We start from the raw sequence: 23,720 nt of genomic DNA on the forward strand, positions 1-23,720 counted from the left end.
TTGTTATCGGCGCATCAGACCGAATGCTTTAGTGTTGGCGGCGTAAAAATTGCTACGGGATGCTGGTTCATATATGCGGCTGAGCTTCATATGAACGCGCGCAAATTTCGCTGGAAACTTGCTTGGTCGAACGATAGGGCGGCAGGCCCGGGTTGGCAATATGAGATAGAACTGCATAAGGCATTGCCCGAGGAAATGCGACGGAGATCTGTCACATCGCGGCAGCCAACGCGTGAACTCGAGGTACGGCCTACCGAAGAGAGCCGTTCGACCTGGTGCATAAAGTAAAAAAAGCCGGCGGTGGCCATCGCGCCACGCCGGCTTTTCTTAACTGCGGTCGGTCGTTCAGACAGTGCGCCCGGTTTTCATCTTCGCAGCGACTAGCACTGAAATCAGGCAGCCGATCGCGAGATAGCCCGCCACCGGATGCCACGAACCGCCGGCAAAACTGACCAGCGCGACCGCGATGAACGGCGTGAAGCCGCCGCCGACCACACTGGCTACCTGATAGCCGACACCCGCGCCGCTGTAGCGATATTCGGTGCCGAAGAGTTCGGTGAACATCGGCTGCTGAACGCTTACCACCATGTCGTGCGCGATGTTCGCGAGCATCACGGCGAACACCACGATCCATACGGTCGAGCGCGCTTCGAGAGCAAGAAAAAACGGCACCGCGCTGAACATGCCGACGAGCGCGCCGACAATATAGACGCGGCGGCGGCCGAAACGGTCGGCGAGCATGGCAAATAGCGGGATCGTCACGCAGCTCACGGCGCCGACGAGCAGGCCGACCGTGAGGAAAAATTCGCGCGGCATGTGAAGATTCGCCGTCGAGTAGTTGAGCGCGAACGCGGTCACGATGTACATCGTGAACAGCTCGGCAAGACGCAGCGCAATGATCAGCAGGAACGCCTTCGGATGACGCAGCAGAGCTTCGACAATCGGCAGCCGCACGCTGCGTTCGCCGCGCGCGCCGACTTTTTCGACGAACTCCTGCGACTCTTCCATGCTGGAGCGAATCCATATCGCGATCAGCACCAGCACCACGCTGAACAGAAACGGCAAGCGCCAGCCCCAGCTCATGAACGACGCGTTATCCATCGAGCGGCTGATCAGCGCGACGAGGCCCGTCGCCAGCACGAGGCCCACGCCGTAGCCGACCTGCACGCCGCTGCTGTAAAACGCCTTCTTCTTTTCCGGCGCGCTTTCGACGGCCATCAACGCTGCGCCGCCCCATTCGCCGCCGACCGCAAAGCCCTGAATCGCGCGGAGCGTGACGAGCAGCACCGGCGCGAGCCAGCCGATCGTCGAAAACGACGGTAATAATCCGATTGCAGCGGTAGAAAGGCCCATCATCATGACAGTGAGCACTAACATGCGCTTGCGACCGAGCCTATCGCCAAAGTGGCCGAACACAAAGCCGCCGAGCGGGCGGAACAGAAAGCCGACGCCGAATGTGGCGAAGGCGGCCAGCGTGCCCATCGCCGGGCTTACTTTCGGAAAGAACTCGGCGTTGAAGACCAGTGCTGCAACAATCCCGTACAGCAGGAAGTCGTACCAGTCGACGACAGCGCCGACAAAGCTGCCGAGCGCCGCTTTGCGTGCCCGGTTGCGCGCCGCGCGATTGTCGGCCACTGCGGCCGGCGAGAGGGTGGTGCTCATACGGTCTCCTTGGATTCTCGAAACAACTGCCGACCGGCGCCGTCGCGGCTTATGCGGGCGTGGCTGATCGGTTGCAGGATGTGCGGAAGATTAATACGAGGCAGGCGCCGAACAATCCGCAATTCGGCGATATTGCGCGATCATCGGACGCTGCTGCGCGCATAGCGCGCGTTTTCCGTGTATACACGGAGCGGCGCGAGTTTAATTGAAGGGCAGGCGGGACGGAGCGGTGCGTGCTACCGTAAGAGGTGATGTGAAAACAACAGTCGCTGATATACTACATACCGAATATTGATTTTTGCGGCGATGCAGCATATGATTGAGTCATTCCTTCACTCAATCGTTTGGAGCTACAAATGGAATTTGTTCCTCTCTCGCTGCTGGCTGCCGCTGTTGTTGGCTTGGGCTCTGCCGCCACCGTTCTGCTGGCCCGCTGGATTCCGCAGCCGGTCGCACAACTTGCAGCGCAACATGGCCGCTTCATCGGCCTTGATGAGCAGCGCGCGGAAGCGGCGGTGCCTTATCGTATGCATGTTCAACAAGAGGCGATGAATGTCGTCGGAACTTCAAACTGAAGCAGTGGCAACACCTTTGACATTGTCTTTACAGCCTATCGGCGCAAGCGCGAGCTTGCGCGATCAGGCTTACGCAATGTTGCGTCAGGCTATTGCCGACGCGGACATCTACCAGACTCGAGATGAAATCCGTCTGGACGAGCGCGTGCTGAGCGAAACGCTCGGAGTAAGCCGGACGCCGGTGCGCGAGGCAATGACGCTGCTCGAGCAGGAAGGCTTTCTGCGCATGGTCCCGCGTCGCGGCATTTACATCGTGCGCAAGAGCAAGCGCGAGATCGTCGAAATGATCCACATGTGGGCCGCGCTCGAAAGCATGGCTGCGCGTCTCGCGACACAGCGCGCTACAGACGAGGAAATCGCCCGCCTGCGGCACATGTTCGACAATTTCCGCGACGCGACGCCGGCCGAGCACATTGCCGAGTATTCGGACGCGAACATCGCCTTTCACCAGGCGATCGTCGAGTTGTCGAAGTCGCAGATCATTCTCGACACCATCAAGAATATTTTTATCCACGTGCGTGCGATCCGGCGCATGACGATCTCGCAGAGCGATCGCGCGTCGCGGTCGATCGTCGACCATTTACGCATCATCGAGGCGCTGGAGAAGCGGGACACGGAACTGGCGGAACGTCTCACGCGTCAGCATTCGCTCGACCTGGCGGCGTTCGTGGAAAAGAATTGCGATTTTCTCGACTGACAACGTAAGTTAGACGAGGCCGCTGCCAGCGGTCTTGCATCAGTAGCAAAAAGCCCGCGGTGTTCGCACGCCGCGGGCTTTTTTCATTTGGCGCGTGGCGCGTAGGGAAACACCGCGCTTGACGGCTCTTGAAATGTGGTATGTGATATATCAACAGTGAGCGTTTATGAAGTCCGCTCAGTGTTTTCCCTCGAACCGGTATTCGGGACCAGCCGCGATAAGCGGCAATCGCTCGTCCCGTAAGGCTCTGCAGGGAAATGCAGATGTTGAAAAAGCCGTTGGATAACTCTTGCCTCTTCTTGATATATCACATACCGTATGTGGAGAGGTCAGGCTAAACGCGAAGGCGGGTCCCGGAACGGGGCATCAGTCGATAACCGTTACAGAACCACCAAGCAGCAGTCTTTCATGGGACCGGAGTAAGCGCTCACGCGTAGACCTCCATCGATGCCAAAGCATGGGACCGGACCGAGCGCAAGAGCGCAGGCTCCGGTCGACACACAGGAGACGACCATGTCCGCAGTTGTTTCATCCCTGAACCCAAGCACAGCCAGCACCACCGCCGAAGACACGCTCAAGCAGAAGACGCGCAACGCGGGCGTCGTCTCGGGCGGCCATCTGGTCGCGAAGGCGCTGAAAAACGAAGGGGTCGATACGATCTTCACGCTGTGCGGCGGCCACATCATCGACATCTACGACGGTTGTGTGGACGAAGGGATTCGCATCATCGACGTGCGTCATGAGCAGGTCGCCGCGCACGCGGCAGACGGCTATGCACGGCAGACCGGCAAACTCGGCTGCGTGGTCACCACCGCGGGGCCCGGCTGCACGAACGCGGTGACAGGCATCGCGACCGCGTTCCGCTCGGAGAGCCCGATTCTGCATATCGGTGGACAGGGAGCGCTGACGCAACACAAGATGGGGTCGCTGCAAGACCTGCCGCACGTCGACATCATGGCGCCTATCACGAAGTTTGCCGCCAGCGTGTCGAGCACGGAGCGGGTCGCCGACATGATCTCGATGGCCGCGCGCGAGTGCTTCAACGGCGCGCCCGGTCCGGCATACCTTGAAATTCCGCGTGACGTACTCGACCGCGAAGTCGACCTCTCGCGCGCGGTCGTGCCGCAGCCGGGTCACTATCGCGCGTCGACCAAATCGATTGGCGACCCGCGCGACATCGAGAAACTCGCGGATATTCTCGTCAATTCCGAGCGCCCCGCGATTCTGTACGGACAGCAGGTGTGGACCGCGCGCGGTCATGAGGAAGCGATCGCGCTGCTACGCGGCCTCGACATTCCCGGCTATTTCAACGGCGCGAGCCGCGGGCTGCTGCCGCCGGGCGATCCGCATCACTTCGACCGCACGCGTTCACAGGCGTTTGCCAATGCGGACGTACTCATTGTCGTCGGCACGCCGTTCGATTTTCGCATGGGGTATGGCAAGCGCATCAGTAAAGAACTGACGCTTGTGCAGATCGACATGGACTACCGGACCGTCGGCAAGAACCGCGATATCGACCTCGGGCTGGTCGGCGATCCGGGTGCGATCCTCGCCGCTGTATTGCAAGCCGCAAGCGGCCGCCTGAAGGACGACAAACGCCAGGCACGCCGTAAGTGGATGGCGCAGTTGCAGGACGCCGAAGCGACGGCAACTGAAAAACTCATGCCGCTCTTCAAGTCGAACAGCACGCCGATTCATCCGTATCGCGTGGCTTACGAGCTCAACGAGTTTCTCGCCGACGACACCGTTTATATCGGCGACGGCGGCGACGTCGTGACGATCTCCGCGCAAGCCGTTCGTCCGCGCCGTCCTGGCCAATGGATGGACCCGGGCGCGCTCGGCTCGCTTGGTGTCGGTACCGGATTCGCGCTTGCGGCCAAGATCGCGCATCCGCAGAAAGAAGTGCTGTGCTACTACGGCGACGGCTCGTTCGGCATGACCGCGTTCGACATGGAAACGGCGAACCGCTTCGGCGCACCGTACCTCGCGGTGATCGGCAACAACTCGGCGATGAACCAGATCCGCTACGGCCAGCTCGCCAAATATGGCGACGAGCGCGGCAATGTCGGCAACCTGCTGAGCGACGTCCCCTTCAGCAAGTTTGCCGAAATGCTCGGCGGCCACGGCGAGGAAGTGCGCGACCCTGCGCAGATCGCAGGCGCATTGCAGCGTGCACGCGAAGCAATTCATCGCACGGGGCGCTCGGCTGTCGTCAACATCTGGGTCGACCCGCGCGAGTACGCGCCGGGCACGAAGAACCAGACCATGTACAAGTAATACGGACACCTTAGGAGACACGACATGGGCAAAGCACTCGACGGCGTGCGCATTCTCGATTTCACGCATGTGCAATCGGGCCCGACATGCACGCAATTGCTGGCGTGGTTCGGCGCGGACGTGATCAAGGTGGAGCGAGCCGGAGCAGGCGACATCACGCGTGAACAACTGCGTGACATTCCGGACGTGGACAGCTTGTACTTCACGATGCTCAACCATAACAAGCGTTCGGTCACGATCGATACGAAGAACCCCGAAGGCAAGCAGGTTCTCGAAGCACTGATCCAGAAATGCGACGTGCTGGTGGAGAACTTTGCGCCGGGCGCGCTCGATCGCATGGGTTTTACGTGGGAGCGCATTCAGGAATTGAACCCGCGCATGATCGTTGCGTCGGTGAAAGGCTTTGGCCCTGGTCCGTATGAGGACTGCAAGGTGTACGAGAACGTCGCCCAATGCGCGGGCGGTGCGGCATCCACGACGGGCTTCGACGACGGCCCGCCTGTCGTGACCGGCGCGCAGATCGGCGACAGCGGCACGGGGTTGCATCTCGCGCTCGGCATTGTCACCGCGCTTTATCAGCGCACCCAAACCGGCCGGGGGCAACGCGTACTTGCCGCCATGCAAGACGGCGTGCTCAATCTGTGCCGCGTGAAACTGCGCGATCAGCAACGGCTCGAACGCACCGGTGTGATGAAAGAGTATCCGCAGTATCCGAACGGCAAGTTCGGCGAAGCGGTGCCGCGCGCGGGCAATGCGTCCGGCGGCGGTCAACCCGGCTGGATTCTGAAGTGCAAAGGCTGGGAGACCGATCCGAACGCATACATCTACTTCATCACGCAGGCACCGGTGTGGGCGAAGATCTGCAACGTGATCGGCAAGGAAGAGTGGGCCACCGACCCCGACTACGCGACGCCCGCCGCTCGGCTGCCGCGCTTGAAAGATATCTTCGCGGAGATAGAGCGCTGGACCATGACCAAGACCAAGTTCGAGGCCATGCAGATCCTCAACAAGTACGACATTCCGTGCGGGCCGATTCTTTCGATGAAGGAGATCGCGGAGGAGCCCTCGCTGCGTCAAACCGGCACGATCGTCGAAGTCGATCATCCGACGCGCGGTAAATATCTGACAGTTGGCAATCCTATCAAACTGTCCGACAGCCCCACCGAAGTCAAGCGCTCGCCGCTGCTTGGCGAACATACCGACGAAGTCATGGCTGAACTGGGTTATTCACCCGAACAGATCAGCGCATTGCGTACCGCCGGCGCCATCTAGGCGCATTAGAAAAACCGTAGTGCAAGCCGCCCGCCGCTCGCCATTCAGGCGAGCGCGGTGCCGGGCGGCGCCTTTCGAACCCGCATTGGAGACGGCAGGACATGGCATACGAAGACACGCTCTCACTGAAAGAACGCGGCACCGCCCACACGCCCGACGGCCACGCGCAGGTCGCCAACAAGGACGTCGTGCGGCATATTCTCGATCACGCCAAAGCGGAAGGCCGCACCTCGCTTACCGCGCCGGAAGGCAAGCTCGTGTGCGACGTCTACGGCATTTCGGTGCCGAAAGAAGCGCTCGCCACGACCGCGGCCGAAGCCGCGCAATTTGCGACCGAGATCGGCTTCCCGGTCGTGCTGAAGATCGTTTCGCCCGAAATTCTCCACAAGACGGAGGCGGGCGGCGTGCTCGTCGGCGTGAAGAATGCTGCCGATGTCGTGCAGGGCTTCGCGACGATCATGGAGAACGCAAAGCGCTATAACGCGCAGGCGAACCTGCTCGGCGTGCAGGTGCAGCAGATGATCGGCGGCGGCCAGGAAGTGATTGTCGGCGCAGTCACCGATCCGTCGTTCGGCAAGCTGGTGGCGTTCGGCCTTGGCGGCGTACTCGTCGAAGTGCTGAAGGACATTACGTTCCGCCTCGCCCCGGCTACACGCGACGACGCGCGTTCGATGCTCGACGGCATTGCGGCAGCCGAGATGCTCAAAGGCGTGCGCGGCGGCGAGCCGGTCGATCGCGAGGCGCTCGCGGGCTTGATTGAAAACGTGTCGCGGCTCGTATCCGACTTCCCGGAGATATCGGAGCTGGATCTGAACCCGGTGTTCGCGAGCAAGCGTGGCGCGATTGCCGCCGACGTACGGATCGTGCTCGACTTCGAGCCGCCAGTCGAGCGCTACCGGCCGAGTCAGGAAGACATCGTGCGGCAGATGAACCGCATCATGAAGCCGGATCGCGTCGCTGTCATTGGCGCGTCGGCGGAAGACGGCAAGATCGGCAACTCCGTCATGAAGAACCTGATCAACGGCGGCTATCAGGGAGAGATCTATCCGATCCACCCCAAGGCCGACGAGATCATGGGACGCAAGGCTTATAAAAGCGTGCTGGACGTGCCGGGCGATATCGACGTTGCCGTATTCGCGATTCCGGCAAAATTTGTCGCCGGCGCGCTGACGGAAGTCGGCAAGAAAGGCATTCCCGGCGCGGTGCTGATTCCCTCGGGTTTTGCGGAAACGGGCAACGTGGAGGGCCAGCAGGAAATCGTTGCGATTGCGCGCGAATACGACATTCGCCTGATGGGCCCGAACATTTACGGCTTCTACTACACGCCCAAGAACCTGTGCGCAACGTTTTGCACACCGTACGATGTGCAGGGCAAGGCGGCGTTGTCTTCGCAGTCCGGCGGTATCGGCATGGCGATCATCGGCTTCTCGCGTTCGGCGAAGATGGGCGTGTCGGCAATCGTAGGTCTCGGCAACAAGTCCGATATCGACGAAGACGACCTGCTGACCTTCTTCGAACAGGACGAAAACACCGACATCATTGCGCAGCATTGCGAAGACCTGAAAGACGGTCGCGCATTCGCGGAGACGGCGGCGCGTGTCTCGAAGAAGAAGCCGGTGGTGGTGTTGAAAGCGGGCCGCACGAGTCTCGGTGCGCGCGCTGCGAGTTCGCACACGGGCGCGCTTGCTGGCAACGACCGCATCTACGAAGACGTGTTCAAGCAGTGCGGCGTGATACGCGCCCGCTCTCTACGCGATCTGCTGGAATTTGCGCGAGGCATTCCGAAACTGCCCACGCCGAAGGGCGAGAACGTGGTGATCATCACCGGGGCGGGCGGCTCGGGCGTGCTCTTGTCCGATGCTTGCGTGGACAACCGCCTGTCGCTGATGACCATGCCCGCCGATCTCGACGCCGCGTTCCGCAAGTTCATTCCTCCGTTCGGCGCGGCCGGAAATCCTGTCGACATCACAGGTGGTGAGCCGCCGTCGACGTATCAGAACACGATACGCCTCGGCCTCGAAGATCCTCGCATCCACTCGATCATTCTCGGCTACTGGCACACGATCATCACGCCGCCGATGGTGTTCGCTCGACTCGTTGTCGAGGTGAAGGAAGAGATGAAAGCGCGCGGCATCGAGAAACCGATCGTTGCATCGCTCGCGGGCGACGTGCAGGTGGAAGAGGCGGCCGAGTACCTGTATGCGCATGGTGTTCCCGCGTACGCGTATTCGACGGAAATTCCTGTCGCGGTGCTGGGTGCGAAGTATCAGTGGGCGCGCGGTGCCGGGTTGATCTGACCTGACGCGTAAAACAGGAGGCGGCACGGTTTTCGTCGCGATGAGCGACGAAGATCGTGCCGAAGCGCTCAAGGAGCGGCATATGGATACGTGGATGCGTTTCATGTCGAACGACGGCGGTGTAGTGTTCGGCCGCGTCGAAGGTGCCTACCTGCACGAGTACGAAAGTCTCGATCAGCCGGTGCCGACCGGCGTGGTGTTGTCCACGCGCGCACTGACGCCGCTCGCACCTTGTGCGCCCGGCAAGATCGTCGCGCTGTGGAACAACTATCACGCGCTTGCCGCAAAGCTCGAGAAGCCGGTGCCGACGCACCCGCTCTTTCTGCTGAAACCGGCGGGCTCGGTGATCGGCTCCGATGAGCCGATCCGCCGCCCGGCCAGCTACGCGGGCAAGATCGTCTATGAAGGTGAGCTGGGCATCGTGATCGGCCGGCGCTGCCGGGATGCCGACGTCGAGGAGGCCGCTCAGGCGATCTTCGGCTACACGCTCGTCAACGACGTGACCGCTGCGGATTTGCTCAACGAGAATCCGCATTTTCCGCAATGGTGCCGCGCCAAGGGCTTCGATACTTTCTGCTGCATTGGCCCGGCGATCGTCTCGGGCTTCGATTGGCAAAGCGCGAATCTGGTGACGATGCTCGACGGCGTCGAGCGGCAGAACTATCCGCTCTCCGACATGGTGTTTTCGCCGGCCGAGCAGGTGAGCCTCATTTCGCAAGACCTCACGCTTGAACCCGGCGACGTCATCGCATGCGGTACGTCGATAGGCGTGGGGTCGATCAAGGACGGAGCGACGGTGTCGGTTTCCATCGACGGGATCGGCACGTTGCGCAATACACTGAACGCGGCACGCGCGGCCGGTTCAGAGACGCAGAAACCAGGCGTCGTAGCGGGACTCGTTTGAACGGTGGGTCGGTCCGCGGGCCACGAGCGCGCGGAGTTGCATCGAGAACACGAAGGAGCACGCGTGTCGCAAGCGTCAGACAGTACCGTGTGGCTGGGGATGTTCGTACCGTTGACGGTGACGCTCGCCGGGCTGTCGGCTTGTGCGCTCGGCTCGGTGCTTGCGGCGCTCGGGCAATTGCCGTTACACGGACTGCCTGAGATGCTGCGGCCCTTGCCGCGGATGCCGATTCATCACTCGCGCTCGCGGTCGTGCTCGAATGCGGCGCTCGGAAGTCAGCCTTGCTGGCGTGCCGCCGCGTTGGCCGCCACCGTTTCCGGCGTATTCGCCGCGGGCCTGGGTGCTGGTGTCGCCGATGTTTGCGCGGCAGTTGCAGGCGCCCTTGCCGGTGCGCAGCTCGTGCGTCGGCGCAATCTGGCACGGCAGCCCGCGCTCGTCGCGCTGGTGGCGAGCGGCATGGGCTTGGCGATCGTGGTCGTCGGCGTCGCGCGGTATTTATCGCCGCCGTCGTCACTGCCGTCGTCGATCGAGGCGGTCTTCGAGCGGATCGAGCTTTGCATGGCCGTGTTCGCCGGCGCTTTGATCTTCGCCACATCGGCAATTGCATTCTGCAAATTTCGCGGTGTGTTGCCGCTTCGTGTGGCGGCGCGTCGGGGCCACGACGTCGTCAACGTCGCTGCATTTCTCTTATGTGGATGGCTCGGCTACGGGTTCGCGACTGAAGCGGTACAGCCGTTCGGACTCGCCGCGCTGCTCGCAATCAGTGCGCTTGCATCGTCAATAGGCGTGCATGCGATGCTCAGTCGCGAGTATTCCGATCGTTCCGAGCGTTCCGGGTATTCGGAGTTTTGCGAGTGTCCGAACGTCCACGCGCATGCACATGCCGCGCGCGGCGTTCGCAGCACTGCTGTCGCGTTGGAGTGGCGACATGACGCACAGCCCGAAGACATGCGTGAGGTGTGGGACGCCGGCATGGTGCGCGCGGCAGCATACCGTCACCGTCGAGGCTGGCATAACAGCGGCAACGGGCAATCGCAAGTTCGCGCCTATGCGGCGCGCCGCCTGCCCAGCCGATCCCCGGTAAGCCGACAGCCATGAAGCCCGCCACGATGAAAGCACAGACCTCGACGGCCTATCTGTCAGCAGAGGGAACGGGAACCACAGAGTCTCTACGCGGCGGGAACATGTTCCCGCCGTGCCGCTCATTCGCCAGTAGCGGCAAATTCGCTGTAGTACTGCGCTTTCTTCTGCAGGATCAGTTGAGCGAGGAAATCGGCGTCATAAGCGCGGTGAAGATGCGCGTGAAAGCGCTCGATAAAAGCGGTGATGCGAGCGGCTTCGCTGTTGAACTCGCTGAGAATATCGAGTGTGGCGTGGTCCCAGCGAAAGCGCAGACCCAGATCGCTGAACGCGGCGTTGTAAGCGCTCAGATGCGGGTCGTTGGGATGGTCGGCGTTAGCGCGGGCTGTCCGTGCGCTGGCATGAGTCGCAACCGAAGCGTGGTTCATGATCGGCCTCCTGGGCTGACAAGTGATGGAACTCGCTTGCAGCATAGAAGTACTGATCGATTTGCAATAGTTAAAGTTTTATTGGATTTCCATAGGCTATTGCTTATACACGCTCAGTTCCTTCACCCGAGTGATCTTCTCGATGAGGCTCGCGCCTTCTTCCATCAGGAAGCGCTTGAACGCCACGGCAACGGGCGGCAGACGCTTGTTCTTCCGATGAACGACATACCAGTTGAGCATGACCGGGAAGCTCTCGACATCGAGCACGACCAGGTGGCCCAACTGCAACTCGAGACTGATCGTATGCGCGGACAGAAATGCGATGCCCATGCCGGCAATGACCGCCTGCTTGATCGTCTCGGTGCTCTTGATCTCCATCGCGATTTTCAGATTCGAGAGGCGACCGGCGAAGCCTTCCTCCATGGAGTTCCAGGTGTCCGAGCCGCGCTCACGTACGATAAATGCCTCGTTCGCCAACTGGCTCATCCTGATGTTGCGCTTTTGCGCGAGCGGATGCGTAGGCGCGGCCACGATCACGTACGGGTGTGGCGCGAACGGCTCGTTCGTGGCGTCCATTTCATGCGGCGGGCGCACCATCACCGCGAGATCGGTCTGGTTAGTCGCGAGCTGATGCAGCAACTCCTCGCGATTGTGCACCGCAAGATTCAGCACGACGCCCGCGTAGCGCCGCGTGAACTCCGCGAGCAGTCGCGGAAAGAAGTAGTCGCCCGCGCTGATAACCGCCACATTCAGCTTGCCGCCGGAGACGCCTTTCAACTGGCTCATGGCTTCGTCGACTTCGTGAAACTGCTGAATGATCGCGCGGCTGTAGTGCAGCATTTCGGTGCCGGCTGGCGTGAGGTAAATCTTCTTGCCCAGCTGTTCGAAGAGCGGCAAGCCGGCGTGCTCTTCAAGCTGACGAACCTGTGTGGAAACGGCGGGTTGCGTGAGGTGCAACTCCTCGGCGGCGCGCGAAAAGCTCAGGTGGCGCGCCACGGTCTCGAATACCTTCAACTGCCGGAGCGTGGCATTGCGCATCGTCATGGCCGATGTATAAGCAAACGTGAATCAACATAATAACAAACTTTAATTATTAGTAATTCAGCAATGACCCTAGCATGAGTTTGTAAAGAAAAACAAAGCTGCCAGCCTCACACTCGGGTTAACGCTTGGATTCAGGCGTGGCGGGACCGATAGGGGATCGGCGGAAAGCAGCAGAAAGGATTGGTCGGAATTAAGAACTTCCCAAAAGGCGATGATTAATTCGCTAATTAAAAGGAAGCGATTTAAAGACGCAGAGATTAAAAATTCCCGAATTGCAAGGCTTTTCGGGTCATAACGATAAGGCGGGACACATACAGCACGGCGCATTGGCCGGCTGCACTAAATAATTGCGGAGACAAGGCACATGGACGATATCACTCAACAGACCACGGCCCGCGTATTCTGGGCGAACCGTTGGTGGCAGCTCGTCATCGGCATGGTGTGCATGGCGTTGGTGGCGAACCTGCAGTACGCGTGGACGCTGTTCGTCGCGCCGATGGACGCGCGGCATCACTGGGGCCAGGCCTCGATTCAGATGGCGTTCGCGATCTTCATCCTTACGGAAACCTGGCTCGTTCCACTGGAAGGCTGGCTCGTCGACAAGTTCGGTCCACGGCCAGTGGTGGCGGGCGGCGCGGTGTGCGCGGGCATTGCATGGGTCATGAATTCGTACGCGACGACCTTGCCGATGCTTTACGTCTCCGCGGTTATCGCCGGGATTGGTGCGGGCGGCGTGTACGGCACCTGCGTGGGCAATGCGTTGAAATGGTTTCCCGACCGCCGCGGCCTTGCTGCGGGCCTGACCGCGGCCGGCTTCGGCGCGGGCGCAGCAGTGACGGTGATTCCGATTGCGAACATGATCACCCGCTCCGGCTACGAGCACACGTTCTTCTTCTTCGGTATCTTGCAGGGCGTCGCGATTCTGCTGCTCGCCATGCTGCTGGTGAAGCCTGTGTTGCGCAAGCATGTGCCCGCAAAGAAGAAATTCGCGGTGTCGAAGGTGGACCTCACGCCCGGCCAGATGATCAAGACGCCAGTGTTCTGGGTGATCTACGTTTCGTTCGTGGCGGTGGCGGCCGGCGGCCTGATGGCAACCGCGCAGATTGGCCCGATCGCAAAAGACTGGGGTCTTGCGCGCATTCCCATGACGATCTTCGGCGTCACGCTGCCGCTGCTGACAGCCACGCTTTCCATCGACAATATCTGCAACGGCTTCACGCGTCCGCTGTGCGGTTTCATCTCCGACAAGATCGGCCGTGAAAACACGATGTTCGCGATCTTTATCGGCGAAGGGCTCGCGTTGCTCGGCATGATGGAGTACGGCACGAACCCGTATGCGTTCATGACGTTTGCCGCGCTGATCTTCCTCTTCTGGGGCGAAATTTTCTCGATCTTCCCGGCAATCTGCGCGGACACGTTCGGCAGCAAGTACGCGGCGGCGAATGCCGGCACGCTTTACACGGCGAAGGGCACGGCTTCGCTGCTGGTGCCGGTCGCGTCGGTGTTGTCGGCAACGGGTGGATGGAGCCTCGTGTTCACTGTTTCGGCTGTGATTACGATTGCCGCCGGCGTGTCCGCGAAATTCATTCTGGCGCCGATGCGCTCGCGCTGGATCCACTCGCAGGACGAGCCCCAGCCGGGCGTGCTCGCCGTCGCGGGTAACGGCAAAGCCTCGCGGCTGAGCCACTGGCCCGAGCAAACCGGCGAATAGGCTGCCGAGCCGTTCGCGGCCGGCCATGACCTCATGAATGTTTCGTTGCAGCAACTCAAGGTGTTTGTCGCCGTCGCGCGTGAACGGAGCTTCACGCGCGCGGCGCGCGAGTTCGATCTGACACAGTCGGCGGTGAGCCGGTGTGTGCGTGAGCTCGAAGATGCGGTCGAACTCAAACTGTTCGATCGCACGACGCGCCAGGTTCAACTGACGCACGCGGGCGCCAGTCTCGAACGAAGGATTGGCCGCCTGCTCGATGAAATCGATCTGACGTTGCGCGAAGAGCGGGCCGCTTACGAAGGGCACCGCGGCGTCGTCGCAGTGGCGAGCAATCCGGTGTTGTCGTCGGGATGGGTCGCACAGGGGCTCGCGCGTTGTGCGACCGCCTATCCGGAACTGACGGTCACCGTCGAGGATCAGCCCCAAAGCGGCGTACTTGCGAGCGTCGAGCACGGCGAAGTCGATTTCGGCGTGGTCTCGCTGGCCGCGCCGCTTGCCAACGACCAGTTGCACGCGCAGGTCATGTTCACGACGCCGCTGCACGCGGTGATGCCGTCGACGCATCCGCTGGCCCGCCACGCCAGCGTCGCGTGGGCGGCGCTGCATGACTGGGCTCTCGTCACATTGAACGCGGACGCGGGCGTGCGTGCGGCGCTCGATCCGGCCTTCAACGCGAACGGACTGAAGCGTCGCCCGGTGCAGGAATTCGGACATGTGGCGGCGGTGTTGCGCATGGTGGAACTTGGGCTGGGCGTCGGCGTTCTGCCCGTCGACGCGCGTTGGCCCGCAGTCGGCGAGTCGCTGGTGAGCCGGCCGCTCGTTCCTGAAATCGCATTGACGACGCTACTCGTGCATCGCCGCAATCGCTCACTAAGGCCGAATGCCGCGGCCGCATGGGCGGAGTTCGCGGCGCATGGCGTAGCGCCCTTTACGAACGGAAGTCCGGACGACGGTCCGGACGAGATATCCAGCCCGACCGCACACACGACGTCGGCCGCATCCCCGCACGCGACACCTCGCGACCCTTCCCGGCCTGCGGCCGCGCGCAGCGGCGCGGCGCTTCACGAGCCGTAGCGCTCGATCGACTTGCCGAAACCGGCCTTCGCCCCGAGGCCGGCTAGCAGCAATCAGCCCAAGCAACATTTCAATGCAAGGAGCTTCATGATGGACACTGATACCGGCCTCAGGCGCCATGACCTGTTGATCGACGGCAAGCGGTTGCCGCCGGGCACGGGCGAATATTCCGTCAATATCAATCCGGCTACCGAGGAGCCGATCGCGCACGTTGCACAAGGCAGCGCCGCCGACGTCGACACGGCAGTGCGCGCAGCGCGCGCCGCATTGAAGGTGTGGAACGGAATCAAGGCGGCAGAGCGCGGCCGCATTCTGTCCCGCCTTGCCGGTCTGATGCGCGCCAATCTCGACGAACTGGCCGCGCTCGAAAGTCTCGACGCGGGCAAGCCGATTGCCGCCGTCATGCGCCAGGACGTTCCGGCCGCGATCGATACGCTCGAGTACTACGCAGGCTGGTGCGACAAGATCAACGGCCAGGTGGTGCCCGTTCGCCCGGACGCTTTGACCTATACGTTGCGTGAACCGGTCGGCGTGGTCGCTGCGATCGTGCCGTGGAACTTCCCGCTGATGATCGGCATGTGGAAAATCGCGCCGGCGCTCGCGTGCGGTTGCACGCTGATCGTGAAGCCCGCGGAGATCACGCCGCTTAGCGCGTTGCGCATCGGCGAACTCGCGCTCGAAGCAGGCGTGCCGCCCGGAGTGCTGAATATCGTCACGGGCAAGGGACGTGTGGTCGGCGACGCGCTCGTCGCGCATCCAGGCGTGGACAAGGTGACGTTCACCGGATCGCCGTCGGTGGGGCGCGGCATTCTGCAGGGCGCGGCGGGCAACTTCAAACGCGTGACGCTCGAACTCGGCGGCAAGTCGGCCAATCTGATTTTCCCCGATGCGAATCTCGACAACGCAGTGCGTGCCGCGGCGTCGGGCATCTTCTTCAACACGGGGCAAGTGTGCTCGGCGGGCTCGCGCATTCTCGCGCATCGCGATGTCTACGACGAAGTGGTGGAGCGCCTCGCCGCGCGCGCAAAGTCGATCAAGGTCGGCGATCCGTCGTCGCGCGAAACGTCGATGGGTCCGCTTATCTCCGCCGCGCAAATGAAGACCGTGCTCGGCTATGTCGATGCCGGGCGCTCCGAAGGCGCGTCGCTCGTGACAGGCGGCGGCCGCATCGGCGAGCGCGGCTTCTTCGTGGAGCCGACGGTGTTTGCCAACGTCGAGCACGAAATGCGCATTTCGCAGGAGGAGATTTTCGGGCCCGTGGCGAGCGTGATTCGTTTCAACGACGAAGCGGACGCTATACGTATCGCCAACGGCACGTTGTACAGCCTCGCAGCGGGTGTGTGGAGCGCGGACATTGGCCGCGTGCATCGCGTGGCACGCGACCTGAGAGCAGGGACCGTCTGGATCAACACCTACGGCTATACCGATGTGCGCCTGCCTTGGGGCGGTTCCGGCGATTCGGGCTTCGGCCGCGAGCACGGCGATGTGGCGATTGAAAACTTCACCGAGCCGAAAGCGGTCTGGCTGGCCATCGATCAATAGCAGCTGTATTTTGCTGCGCGAATCAAAAGGATCGGACGCCTTGCGGCGTCCGATCCTTTTTCAACGTACCGCGATGAAGGTGAGAAGCGCGAGAAGCGCGAGAAGCGCGAGAAGCGCGAGAAGCGCGAGAAGCGCGAGAAGCGCGAGAAGCGCAGACAGACCCTATCGGATCAAGCGCCCTGCAATGCCATGCGTTCGCGCAGTTTGACGAGCGCAAGCACGACGTCGATGGTAGGCGTCGGCTCGTTGACGAGGCGTCCCATTTCCTGCACCACGGTCAGAAGCGGATCGATTTCCATGGGCCGCCGGTTCTCCAGATCCACGAGCGTCGACGTTTTATGTGCACCGACCGCGCCCGCGCCGTCAATGCGCTTTTCGACGTCGACCCGAAAGTGCACGCCGAACTGATCGGCAATGCGCTTTGCCTCGAGCATCATGGTGCGCGACACTGCACGCGTGCCCGGGTCGCTCGTTAGCACGTCGAGTGTTGCATGCGTCAACGCGCTGATCGGGTTGAAGCACAGATTGCCCCACAGCTTCAGCCAGATTTCGTCGCGGATGTTGTCGCGGATCGGCGCCTCGAAACCCGCTGCCTGCATGATCTCGTGCAACTGCTGGATGCGCGGCGTGCGCTCACCGCTCGGCTCGCCGATTGGAAACTTCTTGCCGTAAACATGCTTGATGAGGCCCGGTTCCACGATTTCCGCGGCCGGATAGAGCACACATCCGATCGCCCGTTCGGGGCCGAGCTTCGTCCACTGACTGCCGTCCGGATCGACGCTCGCGAGCCGCGTGCCGGCGAACTTGCCGCCGTGCTGATAGAAGTACCAATACGGAATGCCGTTGACACCGGTCACGACGGCAGTGTGTTTGCCGAGCAGCGGCTGCATCGCGTCGACCACGCCAGGCAACGAGTGCGCTTTCAACGTGATGATCACGAAGTCCTGCACGCCGAGCTCGCTCGGGTCGGACGTGCAGCGAACCGGCGCGCTGACCGTCTCGCCGTCGATAATCAGACGCGCGCCGTGCTCGCGCATTGCCGCGAGATGCGCGCCGCGCGCGATGAAACTGACGTCGGCGCCGGCGCGTGCCAACTGCACGCCCATCAAGCCGCCTATCGCTCCCGCTCCGAAGATGCAGATCTTCATGATGCCGCTCCTGTGACTATGAGAAGTCGCTTGCCCATGCCGCCTCTCGCCGAGCACGGCGGCGGGTCACTTAATGAGCATAGGGGCGTGCGGTCAATACAGATAGTTAAACTTTCTCGGCGCAAGCATTAGGCATTGCTTATGGACGGCGCGCTTCTGCTCGCGCTCCACCAAGGTCAGGCACGGCGGACGAGCAGGAAACTCAGTCCGATGGCAGCGAGGAATGCGCCGCAGCAGCGATTGAACCAGCGCCTGACGCGAGGGCGCACAAGCCACTTGCCCAGATGCATCCCCGCCCACGAGTACAGCGCGATAGCCACGCATTCCAGCACGAGAAAGCTCATGCCGAGCGCGGCGAATTGCGGAAGCATCGGTTTCCCGATGTCGACGAATTGCGGTAGAAACGCGGTAAAGACGAGTATCGCCTTGGGATTGCCCGCCGCCACGAGAAATTCCTGGCGTGCGATCCTCGCGAGCGATGCGGGCTGCTCTTGCGTAGTGTCCACCGCAGGCGCGTCGCTGCGCCATAGTTGAATGGCGAGCCAGATCAGGTAAGCGGCGCCTGCGAGTTTGATAGCGAGAAAGAACCACTCCGAAGCGTGCAGCACGACCGCGAGACCGGTGGCGGCGAGCGCAATCATGGTCGCAAACGCGACCAGCCGCCCGGTACCGCCGAGAAACGCGGTCATGAAGCCATGCCGCGCGGCCACGTTGATCGAGAGCAGATTGTTCGGCCCCGGCGCGAGATTGATCGCGAAACAGGCGGGGAGGAAGAACAGCCAGGCGGTGGTGGACATGGAGCCTCGCAGGGAATGAACGCGCGGGCGCGGGCCAGGTGAAAACCCGCAAATGCGCAAGCGCGCGAACACGCAAACGCGCAACGTGAAAACGCGCTGCGCTGCTTCCGATTGTAGCGAAACCGGTGGCGCTTCTGCTCGCGTCTGCGCTGACGGGCGTTTGCAGGTGTCGTTGGAAGACGCCTCTGGCGGAAAGCTCTTGCAGGCCCCTCAGTTCTCAGTTCACTGCATTGATGAACCCGCTATCGCCCACCAATGCGTCGACGCTAAGCCTCACCGTGTCTTCGATCGCAATGGAACTGCTAGTGAATTTCGGCGATTTTCGTTTGACGGTCTTGGTGGTCGAGAACACGACCTTTTGCGTGGCGGAATCCGTCACCACGTAGCGCATCTTCAGTGTCCACAGCGCGGGCGAACGGACGTCGTCGACAGTGAATTTTTCGATGTTGCCGCTCAGCACTTTCCTGCCATCGTTGAGATGGAAGCCAGCAACCTTGAGACGATTCGCGACGCTCTCGCGCACCGTCTGGTTGATATCGTTTTTCAGCACCAGGGCGGTCATCGCCGTGTTTTCGATGCGATTCGGCGACATGCGTCCTTCAATAGCCGGCATGTAGGCGAAATCGCGGGCGGGCGCGACGCTGAGCCAGCCCGTGGAGTGGGCCGCCGCGCGGGGCGGGCTATTCAGCCCGAACCATGACCACGAGCAGGCGGACAGCATCAGGGGCAGCGCGATCACGCCGCAGCCCTTGAGCACGATATTTCCCAAAGTCGCCGGCGTGCCCGCTGCCGGGCGCGCCGGATGACGCGAAAGCGAACCATGCCGCGCCGATTCGGGCGCTGTGCTGGAACAAGCGGCGGTCGAGATCAGAAGAGTGGCCCTTTAAGTGGTGATACATGCCGTTGAAGAACAGCATGGTAACAGCGGGCACCAGCGCGCCATCTTCGAAATAAAAAGCGCCGGGGCGTTGCCATTAGAAGAAGCCGGCTTTGCCCTGTGTCATATCGACTAGCGTGCGCCGTGCGTCTTCGACCGCGTTGACCGGCAAGCGGATGGTCATCTTCACGAGCATTGCGTGCGCGGTATCGGCGAGCGCGTAGCCTTGAGCTTCGATCCATCGCCGCAGTTTCGCTTCGTCGGCGTAACCGACTTCGACGGTCAGCGATCCCTGTGCGATCCGTTCGATTCGCGGCGCGTCCAGCAGCGCCGAAGCGATCGCGTCCGTATATGCACGCACGAGGCCGCCCGCGCCGAGTTTGACGCCGCCATAATAGCGGACTACCGCACCCAGCACGCCGTCCAGATCGTGATGCCGCAGCACTTCGAGAATTGGCCGGCCCGCGGTACCGGACGGCTCGCCGTCGTCGGACATGCCGGACTGACCGCCTGCCAGCAGCGCCCAGCACACGTGCGTTGCGGTGGGATGCTCGTCGCGCAGACGGCGCAATTCGTCCATCGCGGCGTCGCGATCCTCGACCGGCACGGCGTACGCAATGAACCGGCTCTTGCGAATCTCGAGTTCGTGGATGTGCCGCGTGGACAGCGTGTAAGTCACCTTGGGAATCCCAGTCAATAGCGATAATCGACACAACTCGCGAGCGCGTTGAAGCCCGAGACTCGAATGATAGCCAGTTTGCGGCGCCGGCAAGCGCGCTACGTGCGTCGCAAGTACACTGTTCGAACTGTCCGCTTGCATCGGACCGACGCAAACAATCTGGAGACGACATGCTCGAGCTATCCGCGTTAGGCACTTTCATTGCCGTTGTATTCGGCCTCTTTCTGATTCCCGGGCCCGCCGTGCTGCTGGTTTTAACACGCACGGTGCACGGAGGACGCAAGGCCGGCATCTTTACCGGCCTTGGCATTGCAGTGGGCGACTTCATTCACACGCTGGGCGCGGCGATTGGCCTCTCTGCCTTGCTGATGACGTCGGCACTCGCGTTCAACGCGGTCAAATGGATCGGCGCCGCATATCTGGTTTATCTGGGCATTCGGGCATTGCGTGAAAAGCAGACCAACGCGAATGTGCCCGCGAGTGCGCCCGTGTCCGCATCGAAAGCGTTCTTTCAGGCCATTCCCGCCGAGGTGCTGAATCCTAAGACCGCGCTTTTCTTTCTCGCGTTTCTTCCGCAATTCGTTCATCCCGCACACGGCTCCACGTTTTTGCAGTTCACGACGTTGGGCCTGATTTTCGTCGGCATGAGCGCGCTTTACACCACGCTGATCGTCTTGACGATTCGCCCGCTCGGCAGGCTTATCAAGCGCCTGACGTGGCTGCGCCGGTGGCAGAACAAGATCATCGGTGTGCTGTTTATTTCGCTTGGAGTGCGCGTGGCGACGCAAACGCGCTGAGCGCTTTCCCGTTCAACAGTCCTGCATTGCACGAGAATAGAGATGGACCACATCGCCGCTTCCGCAGCCACGCCGGCGCGCCGGATCGAGTTCTGGTTCGACTTCGGCAGCAACTATAGCTACCTGAGCGTCATGCGCATCGAGGCTGAGGCCGCGGCGCGAGGCGTGAGCGTCGATTGGCGGCCGTTTCTGCTCGGGCCGATCTTTCGCGCGCTCGGTTTCGACAATTCTCCGTTCGTTCTGCAAAAGGAGAAGGGCGCCTACGTGTGGAAGGACATGGAACGGCAGTGCCGCAAATACGGCATTGCGTTGACGCGTCCAAGCGTTTTTCCGCGCGCAGCGTTACTCGCGCTGCGTGTAGCGCTGCTCGGTGCAGAGCGCGAATGGATTGCCGCTTACTGTCGCGAGATCATGCAGCAGAACTTCGTGCATGACCGCGATATCGGTTCGATCGAAGTAGTGAGCGAAGCGCTCGCGAAACTCGGTTTGCCCGCACAACAGATCGTCGCCGAAGCGCAGAGCGACGCGAACAAGCTGCGTCTGCGTGAACAGACCGAAGCTGCCGCGTCGAAAGGCATTTTCGGCGCGCCTACTTTCTTTGTCGGCGACGAAATGTTCTGGGGCAACGACCGGCTGGAAGACGCGTTGGACTTCTGCTATTCGTCGCCGCGCTGACAGAAGCGCCTGCCAGGCACATGCGATACGACGGCCTGCGCAATTTCAAGCGGTGTACTTTCGGCGGGCACCACGCGGCGACTTGCTTCGGGCGTGTGCTTCATGGTCCATTCGACGAGCCGGTACGAACGTCCCCAAGGCGGTTGCAGCGGGTCAGAGACCTTGCATGAGTGAATCTGCCGGACCCATTCGTTGTCAGGCATGGCGCGCAGATGCTCGAATACCTTGTTCTCAACCATGGTGTGACCTCTTTCTTTTTCGCAGGCATGCAACCTGTCACTTGGCGCGTCGGCAAACATCGCTGAAAAAAACGCCGCCGGTGATCTGGCGGCTCAACAGGGGATGTTGAGTCACATGGTTGCAGCAAAGAATTAAGCGAGACTTAAGATCGCGCAAATCCGCACGCATACGCGTAGCGGTCGGGTCGAGCGCCACGCGTAGTGTCACGCATCCGGCGGCACGCCGAGCAGTTGCAACGCGCCGCCCGTTACGGCGCTGAACACCGGGCCGGCGACAGTGCCGCCATAAAACGCCTTGCCGGCCGGGTCGTCGATCATCACGGCGACGATCAGTCTCGGGTCGCTCATGGGCGCCATCCCGACGAAGAGTGCACGGTAGCGATTCTTCGCGTACGTCGCGCCGACCTGCTTGCGCGCAGTCCCGGTCTTGCCGCCCACGCGGTAGCCTTCCACTGTCGCGGCGCGCCCCGTGCCGCCGTCGCCCGTGGCCATTTCCAGCATCGAGCGGATCGCGCGTGCGGTGCCTGGCGTGGTAACCGCGTGGCGCGTTTCATCAGAAGCGCCTGCACTATTGCCGCCCGCCTCGGTGCCCTCGCGTAGCAACCGCACGCGGTGCATCGTTCCGTCGCCGGCATAGGCGGTGTAGATCTGCGCGATCTGCAATAGCGAAGCGGAAAGTCCGTAGCCGTATGCCATGGTTGCCTGCTCGATCGGGCGCCAGCGTTTGTACGGGCGCACCTTGCCCGATGCCACGCCTGGGAACGTCAGATCGGGCCGCAAGCCGAGCCCGTATTCCTGGTACTTCGTCCAGATTTTCTCGGCCGGCAAATTGAGCGCGAGCTTGGCGAGCGCAATATTGCTCGACTTCTGCACTGCTTCCGCAACGGTCATCGCGCCGTGATTCGACGTGTCGTGGATCACGGCGGGGCCGATCTTGTACCAACCCGGCGCCGTGTCGATCACGCTTTGCGGCCGCACTTTGCCTTCGTCGATGGAAAGCGCGACGACCACTGGCTTGATCGTCGAACCCGGCTCGAACGTGTCGACCACCGCGCGATTGCGCAATTGCCGCCCGGTCAGACGCGCGCGGTCGTTCGGATCGAAGCTCGGATAATTGGCGAGCGCGAGGATCTCGCCGTTGCGCGCGTCGAGCACGACTACGCTGCCTGCTTCCGCGCGATGTTTCGCAATCGCGTCCTTCAACTGTCCGTATGCGAGTTGCTGAATGCGCCGGTCGATGGTCAGATGGATCGTCTCGCCGTTCTGCGCGGGTACGAGCGGGCGCGTCTCTGACACGACGCGGCCGAGCCGGTCGCGGATGACTTCGCGATGGCCGGGCACGCCCAGCAGTTGTTCGTTGGCCGCCAGCTCGACGCCTTCCTGACCGTTGTCCTCGATGTCCGTAAAGCCGACCACGTGCGCCGCCGACTCGCCCTCCGGATAAAAGCGCTTGGAATCCGCAATCTGCGTGATGCCCGCGAGTCCGAGCTTGGAAAGATGACCGGCGGTATCGGCGTCGACCTGGCGCTTCAGCAGCACGAACGTCTTGTCGCCGCTCAGACGACGACGCAGTTCCGCGAGCGGCAGATCGAGCAGTTTCGAAAGCGGCGGCAACGCGGCTTCGTCGAGTAGTTTCGGGGACGCCCAGATCTCGTAAGTCGCCAGACTGACGGCGAGCATGGAGCCGTTGCGGTCGACAATGCGGCCGCGCGTTGCATCCAGTTCGATCGTGCGTTGGTAGCGCTTTTGCCCTTGATCGATGTAGAAGTCGCGATTCACCACCTGAACCCAGAGCGCGCGGCCGGCGAGCGCGGCAAACGCGCCGAACACCAGCACGACGATGAACTTCGAGCGCCACATTGGAAGACGCGCAACGAGCAACTGGTTCTTTGCGACTGGAGCGTACGGGTCGCGTGGTTGAGACTTTTTCTTCTGGATCATAGAG

At 61.8% G+C, this 23,720-nt stretch carries 21 protein-coding genes; 12 read left to right on the plus strand and 9 right to left on the minus strand.

Annotated elements, in window-relative coordinates; translation table 11 throughout:
• Positions 1–345: 345 nt before the first annotated feature.
• Complete coding sequence (gene shiA / locus H281_RS0115495) at positions 346–1,662, minus strand: shikimate transporter (RefSeq protein ID WP_020068041.1); 1,317 nt, start codon at positions 1,660–1,662, stop codon at positions 346–348.
• Between the two features lie 356 nt (positions 1,663–2,018).
• Here shiA and H281_RS0115500 point away from each other — a divergent pair, with 356 nt between their 5' ends.
• The 7 genes from H281_RS0115500 to H281_RS0115530 all read left to right on the plus strand — a co-directional run bounded on the left by H281_RS0115500 (position 2,019) and on the right by H281_RS0115530 (position 10,782).
• Positions 2,019–2,237, plus strand: a complete 219-nt coding sequence (locus tag H281_RS0115500) for a hypothetical protein (protein WP_020068042.1) — start codon at positions 2,019–2,021, stop codon at positions 2,235–2,237.
• The gene (locus H281_RS0115505; RefSeq protein WP_027777423.1) at positions 2,215–2,934 is read left to right on the plus strand and encodes a GntR family transcriptional regulator; all 720 of its coding nucleotides are present in this window, start codon (positions 2,215–2,217) and stop codon (positions 2,932–2,934) included. Before H281_RS0115500 ends, H281_RS0115505 begins: the two co-directional genes overlap by 23 nt.
• Before the next feature lie 513 nt (positions 2,935–3,447).
• Positions 3,448–5,211, plus strand: a complete 1,764-nt coding sequence (locus tag H281_RS0115510) for a thiamine pyrophosphate-binding protein (protein ID WP_020068044.1) — start codon at positions 3,448–3,450, stop codon at positions 5,209–5,211.
• A gap of 24 nt (positions 5,212–5,235) precedes the next feature.
• Positions 5,236–6,483 (plus strand): formyl-CoA transferase, encoded by a 1,248-nt coding sequence (gene frc / locus H281_RS0115515; RefSeq protein WP_020068045.1) that lies wholly within the window; start codon positions 5,236–5,238, stop codon positions 6,481–6,483.
• A gap of 101 nt (positions 6,484–6,584) precedes the next feature.
• Positions 6,585–8,780, plus strand: coding sequence for an acetate--CoA ligase family protein (locus H281_RS0115520; RefSeq protein ID WP_020068046.1), 2,196 nt, complete (start codon positions 6,585–6,587; stop codon positions 8,778–8,780).
• 82 nt (positions 8,781–8,862) lie between these two features.
• Positions 8,863–9,684 (plus strand): fumarylacetoacetate hydrolase family protein, encoded by an 822-nt coding sequence (locus tag H281_RS0115525; protein ID WP_027804633.1) that lies wholly within the window; start codon positions 8,863–8,865, stop codon positions 9,682–9,684.
• Between the two features lie 63 nt (positions 9,685–9,747).
• Positions 9,748–10,782 carry an NAD(P)(+) transhydrogenase (Re/Si-specific) subunit beta gene (locus H281_RS0115530; protein ID WP_020068048.1) on the plus strand — a complete coding sequence of 345 codons (1,035 nt, stop codon included), beginning with the start codon at positions 9,748–9,750 and terminating at the stop codon, positions 10,780–10,782.
• A 104-nt stretch (positions 10,783–10,886) separates the two neighbouring features.
• On the opposite strand, the gene H281_RS0115535 is transcribed toward H281_RS0115530, so the two are convergent.
• Together H281_RS0115535 and H281_RS0115540 are read right to left on the minus strand one after the other, a co-directional pair.
• A complete protein-coding gene (locus H281_RS0115535; protein ID WP_020068049.1) occupies positions 10,887–11,192 on the minus strand; it encodes a hypothetical protein in 306 nt (101 codons plus the stop codon).
• Between the two features lie 96 nt (positions 11,193–11,288).
• Positions 11,289–12,236 (minus strand): LysR family transcriptional regulator, encoded by a 948-nt coding sequence (locus tag H281_RS0115540; protein ID WP_027777430.1) that lies wholly within the window; start codon positions 12,234–12,236, stop codon positions 11,289–11,291.
• A 364-nt stretch (positions 12,237–12,600) separates the two neighbouring features.
• On the opposite strand from H281_RS0115540, the gene oxlT reads away from it, so the two are divergent.
• From oxlT to H281_RS0115555, 3 genes are all read left to right on the plus strand, one after another.
• Complete coding sequence (gene oxlT / locus H281_RS0115545; RefSeq protein WP_020068051.1) at positions 12,601–13,947, plus strand: oxalate/formate MFS antiporter; 1,347 nt, start codon at positions 12,601–12,603, stop codon at positions 13,945–13,947.
• A gap of 33 nt (positions 13,948–13,980) precedes the next feature.
• On the plus strand, positions 13,981–15,021 hold the full coding sequence (locus tag H281_RS0115550) for a LysR family transcriptional regulator (RefSeq protein ID WP_020068052.1): 1,041 nt from the start codon (positions 13,981–13,983) through the stop codon (positions 15,019–15,021).
• Positions 15,022–15,111: 90 nt separating this feature from the next.
• The gene (locus tag H281_RS0115555; protein ID WP_020068053.1) at positions 15,112–16,563 is read left to right on the plus strand and encodes an aldehyde dehydrogenase family protein; all 1,452 of its coding nucleotides are present in this window, start codon (positions 15,112–15,114) and stop codon (positions 16,561–16,563) included.
• Between the two features lie 170 nt (positions 16,564–16,733).
• On the opposite strand, the gene H281_RS0115560 is transcribed toward H281_RS0115555, so the two are convergent.
• From H281_RS0115560 to H281_RS0115575, 4 genes are all read right to left on the minus strand, one after another.
• Positions 16,734–17,711: a 2-dehydropantoate 2-reductase gene (locus tag H281_RS0115560; protein ID WP_020068054.1), complete on the minus strand. Its 978-nt coding sequence runs from the start codon at positions 17,709–17,711 to the stop codon at positions 16,734–16,736.
• Between the two features lie 176 nt (positions 17,712–17,887).
• Positions 17,888–18,508: a LysE family translocator gene (locus tag H281_RS0115565; protein WP_020068055.1), complete on the minus strand. Its 621-nt coding sequence runs from the start codon at positions 18,506–18,508 to the stop codon at positions 17,888–17,890.
• Positions 18,509–18,725: 217 nt separating this feature from the next.
• Positions 18,726–19,265, minus strand: coding sequence for a hypothetical protein (locus H281_RS0115570; protein ID WP_027804634.1), 540 nt, complete (start codon positions 19,263–19,265; stop codon positions 18,726–18,728).
• Between the two features lie 217 nt (positions 19,266–19,482).
• On the minus strand, positions 19,483–20,064 hold the full coding sequence (locus tag H281_RS0115575) for an IMPACT family protein (protein WP_027804635.1): 582 nt from the start codon (positions 20,062–20,064) through the stop codon (positions 19,483–19,485).
• 170 nt (positions 20,065–20,234) lie between these two features.
• Between H281_RS0115575 and H281_RS0115580 the strand changes: the two genes are divergently transcribed.
• The gene (locus H281_RS0115580) at positions 20,235–20,861 is read left to right on the plus strand and encodes a LysE family translocator (RefSeq protein ID WP_020068058.1); all 627 of its coding nucleotides are present in this window, start codon (positions 20,235–20,237) and stop codon (positions 20,859–20,861) included.
• Positions 20,862–20,903: 42 nt separating this feature from the next.
• Entirely contained in the window at positions 20,904–21,536 is a 633-nt protein-coding gene (locus H281_RS0115585; RefSeq protein WP_020068059.1) for a 2-hydroxychromene-2-carboxylate isomerase, read from the plus strand.
• Here the strand turns inward: H281_RS0115585 and H281_RS0115590 are convergent.
• Both H281_RS0115590 and H281_RS0115595 read right to left on the minus strand, forming a co-directional pair.
• Positions 21,518–21,775: a DUF2866 domain-containing protein gene (locus tag H281_RS0115590; protein ID WP_020068060.1), complete on the minus strand. Its 258-nt coding sequence runs from the start codon at positions 21,773–21,775 to the stop codon at positions 21,518–21,520. The genes H281_RS0115585 and H281_RS0115590 overlap by 19 nt on opposite strands.
• Positions 21,776–21,979: 204 nt before the next feature.
• Positions 21,980–23,716, minus strand: a complete 1,737-nt coding sequence (locus tag H281_RS0115595; protein WP_020068061.1) for a peptidoglycan D,D-transpeptidase FtsI family protein — start codon at positions 23,714–23,716, stop codon at positions 21,980–21,982.
• Positions 23,717–23,720 lie beyond the last annotated feature (4 nt).

The sequence above is a fragment of the Paraburkholderia caledonica genome, assembly GCF_000383275.1.
In the GTDB taxonomy this organism is placed as follows: Bacteria; Pseudomonadota; Gammaproteobacteria; order Burkholderiales; family Burkholderiaceae; genus Paraburkholderia; species Paraburkholderia caledonica.

Coding starts and splice junctions, on each gene's coding strand:
- shiA (WP_020068041.1), bottom strand. CDS start 1,662: ATGAGCACCACCCTCTCGCCGGCCGCAGTGGCCGACAATCGCGCGGCG.
- H281_RS0115500 (WP_020068042.1), top strand. CDS start 2,019: ATGGAATTTGTTCCTCTCTCGCTGCTGGCTGCCGCTGTTGTTGGCTTG.
- H281_RS0115505 (WP_027777423.1), top strand. CDS start 2,215: ATGTCGTCGGAACTTCAAACTGAAGCAGTGGCAACACCTTTGACATTG.
- H281_RS0115510 (WP_020068044.1), top strand. CDS start 3,448: ATGTCCGCAGTTGTTTCATCCCTGAACCCAAGCACAGCCAGCACCACC.
- frc (WP_020068045.1), top strand. CDS start 5,236: ATGGGCAAAGCACTCGACGGCGTGCGCATTCTCGATTTCACGCATGTG.
- H281_RS0115520 (WP_020068046.1), top strand. CDS start 6,585: ATGGCATACGAAGACACGCTCTCACTGAAAGAACGCGGCACCGCCCAC.
- H281_RS0115525 (WP_027804633.1), top strand. CDS start 8,863: ATGGATACGTGGATGCGTTTCATGTCGAACGACGGCGGTGTAGTGTTC.
- H281_RS0115535 (WP_020068049.1), bottom strand. CDS start 11,192: ATGAACCACGCTTCGGTTGCGACTCATGCCAGCGCACGGACAGCCCGC.
- H281_RS0115540 (WP_027777430.1), bottom strand. CDS start 12,236: ATGACGATGCGCAATGCCACGCTCCGGCAGTTGAAGGTATTCGAGACC.
- oxlT (WP_020068051.1), top strand. CDS start 12,601: ATGGACGATATCACTCAACAGACCACGGCCCGCGTATTCTGGGCGAAC.
- H281_RS0115550 (WP_020068052.1), top strand. CDS start 13,981: ATGAATGTTTCGTTGCAGCAACTCAAGGTGTTTGTCGCCGTCGCGCGT.
- H281_RS0115555 (WP_020068053.1), top strand. CDS start 15,112: ATGGACACTGATACCGGCCTCAGGCGCCATGACCTGTTGATCGACGGC.
- H281_RS0115560 (WP_020068054.1), bottom strand. CDS start 17,711: ATGAAGATCTGCATCTTCGGAGCGGGAGCGATAGGCGGCTTGATGGGC.
- H281_RS0115565 (WP_020068055.1), bottom strand. CDS start 18,508: ATGTCCACCACCGCCTGGCTGTTCTTCCTCCCCGCCTGTTTCGCGATC.
- H281_RS0115580 (WP_020068058.1), top strand. CDS start 20,235: ATGCTCGAGCTATCCGCGTTAGGCACTTTCATTGCCGTTGTATTCGGC.
- H281_RS0115585 (WP_020068059.1), top strand. CDS start 20,904: ATGGACCACATCGCCGCTTCCGCAGCCACGCCGGCGCGCCGGATCGAG.
- H281_RS0115590 (WP_020068060.1), bottom strand. CDS start 21,775: ATGGTTGAGAACAAGGTATTCGAGCATCTGCGCGCCATGCCTGACAAC.
- H281_RS0115595 (WP_020068061.1), bottom strand. CDS start 23,716: ATGATCCAGAAGAAAAAGTCTCAACCACGCGACCCGTACGCTCCAGTC.